This window comes from Pedobacter sp. (genome assembly GCF_045627485.1).
GTDB lineage: Bacteria > Bacteroidota > Bacteroidia > Sphingobacteriales > Sphingobacteriaceae > Pedobacter.
In genome coordinates this window covers 1-3,844 of sequence record NZ_JAZQNU010000168.1, presented here as the reverse complement: position 1 = coordinate 3,844, position 3,844 = coordinate 1, and the positions used below count along the sequence as shown (strand labels likewise).

Sequence of the window (3,844 nt, the reverse complement as noted above, 5' to 3'; positions counted from 1 at the left end):
GATGTTCTTTGCCCCCCTGTTTTTAGGTGCAAAAGTTGTTTTTTTATTGCTGAGGCGGTCCAACCGACATTTATTAATAGAAAAGACAACTGTTGTGGTTGTTGGTGCTGGTGAGGTAGGCTTAGAGCTAAAATCAATTATTGATAAACACTGGGGTTATCATTTAATTGGTTTTTTTGATGACCAGCCTGAGGTGCCTGTGTTTATAAATGGAGAGGTGAATTACCTGGGCACTGTTCAGGACTGTGTTCCTTTTGTGAAAAAGCATAATATTAAGGAAATATATTGTTGTTTGCCTGATGAGGCCATGGATAAAATTGATGGGCTAATGCGCCTGGCAGACCAGGAATTGATCCATTTTAAACTGGTGCCTAATGTAAAGGACTACTTCAGAAAAAAAGTAAATGTGAAAATGATGGGGCATCTGCCAGTGATGAGCCCCCGTTCTGAACCTTTGGAGAATAAAACAAACAAAACAGTTAAAAGAATTTTTGATGTGGTGTTTTCTTTATTCGCCATGATATTTATTATGAGTTGGATGGTGCCATTGATGGCTTTTTTAATTAAAAGGGAATCAAAGGGCCCGGTGTTTTTTAAACAGCTGCGATCTGGTAAGGGTAATGTGCCTTTTTACTGTTACAAGTTTAGAAGCATGACGGTTAACGGTGATTCTGATAAGATGCAGGCCCGTAAAAATGATGCAAGGGTAACCAAAATAGGTGCTTTTATGCGCAAAACCAGCATTGATGAACTTCCCCAGTTTTTTAATGTTCTAAGAGGGGAAATGTCTGTGGTAGGGCCGCGCCCACACATGTTGCAGCATACCCAGGAATATTCGGCCTTGATTGACCAGTTTATGGTCCGTCATTTTGTGCTGCCGGGCATCACGGGCTGGGCACAGGTGAATGGGTATCGTGGTGAAACCAGGGAAGAGGGGTCTATGGAAGCCAGGGTGGAAGCTGATATCTGGTACATGGAAAACTGGTCGCTTCTGCTTGACCTGAAAATAGCTTTTTTAACCGTTTGGCAAGTGTTTGACGGGCATAAAAACGCTTATTAAATCAAATTATTATTTTTTTTGTGAATTTCTGTGTAACCATGTGTATAATCATGTGATTATTATTAACTTAGCGGAAATTTATTATGCGAAAGTTTTCGTGTGTTAAGATGAAAATGTGTTCGTGATAAATTAACTAACTATTTGAAGAATCGATCTATTTTATTAAAGATGAAAAAAACATTTACTCTCTTAGTCTTGAGTTTTATTCTGTTAATGGGTGTGCAGGTAAATGCACAGTCTGACAACACAAGGTTATACCTCAGTGCACATGCATCTACACAGGGTTTGGGCTTGGAATTTAAGGTTAAACCAAAACCTGATTATGGTATTCGTGTGGGGGCAAGTATTTTGCCTGTTGAACATGGCGGTATTTACAGTGTTCGTTCTGAACCTACTGACCTGGATTTAAAAGTAAACTTAAAAAATGCCCACATCATGTTTGATTGGCACCCATTCTTAAAAGAAACTAGTTTTTCTCGCAAAGTGGTGGCTACCGTTGGTGCTGGTTATTTCTGGGAAGCTAAAGGTGATGCTGTAGTGAGCTACCGTGGTACGTACAACTATGGTGATATCCAGATTCCGAGCAACGAACTGGGCGAGCTTTACGGTAGTGTACAATGGAATAAGGTAGCGCCCTATCTGGGAATTGGATTTGAAAACGCTTTACCAACAAAGAAATTTAATGTTGGTTTTGCTGTAGGTACCTATTACATGGGCGCTCCGGATGCAACTTTAACTGGTACGAAGTTTTTAACTAAAAACGTAAGCAATCAGGAACAGTTTAAAGAAAATATGTCTTATTACCAGTTTCTGCCAGTAGTCCAAATCAACTTGAATTTCGCACTATAATATAAAATACCTATTAACATGAAATTAAATATTAAAATATACAGCTTTTTTCTTTTAGCAGTTTTCCTTTTGAATGGTTGTAGGAATCCAGCTTATGACATCGACGTATTATTCGATGCTGATGTCATCCAATACAAGACCACTATTATATTAAAAGACGCTAATGGTGCCACTTTGCCAAATTTAAACGTTTCAGTAACGGGTGCGGATGCCGCAAGTATTTATGATTTTTCTGGTACTAAACAGATCTTTGCGCCAAGTGGTGTGATTACTTTAGGGGTTACGCCTAAAGCAGTGCCAACAGCTGGTAAAACGCTTTCGTTTAATGTAATTGTTAAAGGCGCGGGTTATGAAGATAAAAATATTCCGGTTACGATTTCGGTTGACCAGTTTAGCCAGATCTTAAATGTAACCATGTTAAAGGTTGCTGTTCCTACTCCTGTAACAACGGTAGTAACGAAAGATGTGCCTTTGGCGGCTGATGGTAAAACAACAGTTGCTTCTACCATCGAAACGCCTGCGTCAAGCACAGTGCCACAAACCACTACCATTAATGTAGCTGCTGGTACGCAAATGAGAGATGCTGCTGGTAAAGTTTTAACTGGTAGTAGCTTAACCGTTCGTGCAATTAACTATGATGCTAATGATCCGGCTTCAATTGACATGTTCCCTGGTGGTAGCTTAAGCGCGCCTGATGTGGTTGGTGCTGATGGCACAACAGGTTCTGCATTTTTTATTCCTGCCGGTTTTGCTAACATCCAGATGTTTATTGATGGTGTTGAAGTGAAAACGTTTAGTACGCCAATTAACATCAGCATTCAGGTTGACCCAACTTTTAGACCTCAGGCAACTAATCAGCCAATAAAAGCAGGTGATAAATTATCTGTATACAGTTATGATGTGGCTACTGGTAAATTTAATTTTGAAACGATCGGTACAGCTGCCCTGGATTCAAAAGGTAAGCTGGCAGTTAATTTCCCAATGAGTCACTTAACGATTTTTGTGGTGGGAGATGTGATAAATACAGAAGCTTGTGTTGAGCCTACTTTTACGTTTGTTGCGCCTTGGTTAAACGATGGTACGCAATCAATGAATTTAGAAATACTTTCTGCTGACGGTACAAAATCGTACGGAAAAAGGACAATTGTGGTTAGTAATGGTTTGGTAGCTAAAATTTCCGGCCTTCCTGCTTTAGCTACGCAATACAGAATTACAGACAATACTGGTAAATTATTAGCGGAAGGTGCTCTTGCCAATTCTTGTGCAGGTACTAATGTTACGATTACCATTGGAGCCCCAACTGGTGTGCCGGTTCAGAACATTTCCTTGATTCTAAATGTAAATTGCCCGGGTAAAGGTTTGATCATTGTACCTAACTTTGATTTATTCTATAAACCTGCCGGTGCGCCAAATGGCGAATACAAATTATTGGGTACAACTGAAAATGGTATTTTGAAAACTACTGCCTTAACCATTGGTAATTCGTATGATTTCAGAGCAACCTGGAAAAATGAAACTAAAGTGGTTGGCAAACGTAAAATCACTGATTTAGACATGTCTACAGTGGTTGGTGAAAATGATTTCTTAGGTACAAAAAGCCCTAATTATAATAAATCGTTATTGATTGAAGCTTGTAAAGGCTTATAAAAAAAATGAATAAATAGTAAACACTTTTTCGAGGGTGCCCTAAAAAGGCACCCTTTTTGTGTATTATTTCATATCGTTGTCTGTTATTGTGTTAAATTAGCATGCTAAATAAAATTAATGATGTTCTCTAAAATCGAAATTGTTCCTCGTTGGGTGATCTTTACCATTGACTTAGGTCTTAGTATTTTTGCTGTGCTTTTAGCTAAGGTCTTGAAGAACAATTTTATTCTCCAGGATATCAACATCCTGGCGTTATACCAGTCTGTGGTTACAATTGTGGTAATCAAT

3 protein-coding genes are annotated in these 3,844 nt (G+C 38.8%); all 3 read left to right on the top strand.

Annotated elements, in window-relative coordinates:
* A partial coding sequence (locus ACR2F3_RS12890) for an undecaprenyl-phosphate glucose phosphotransferase (protein WP_432710384.1) occupies positions 1-1,060 on the top strand: 1,060 nt, incomplete at its 5' end.
* A gap of 168 nt (positions 1,061-1,228) precedes the next feature.
* On the top strand, positions 1,229-1,909 hold the full coding sequence (locus ACR2F3_RS12885) for a hypothetical protein (RefSeq protein ID WP_432710383.1): 681 nt from the start codon (positions 1,229-1,231) through the stop codon (positions 1,907-1,909).
* A gap of 18 nt (positions 1,910-1,927) precedes the next feature.
* A complete protein-coding gene (locus tag ACR2F3_RS12880) occupies positions 1,928-3,556 on the top strand; it encodes a hypothetical protein (RefSeq protein ID WP_432710382.1) in 1,629 nt (542 codons plus the stop codon).
* Positions 3,557-3,844 lie beyond the last annotated feature (288 nt).

Coding starts and splice junctions, on each gene's coding strand:
- ACR2F3_RS12885 (WP_432710383.1), top strand. CDS start 1,229: ATGAAAAAAACATTTACTCTCTTAGTCTTGAGTTTTATTCTGTTAATG.
- ACR2F3_RS12880 (WP_432710382.1), top strand. CDS start 1,928: ATGAAATTAAATATTAAAATATACAGCTTTTTTCTTTTAGCAGTTTTC.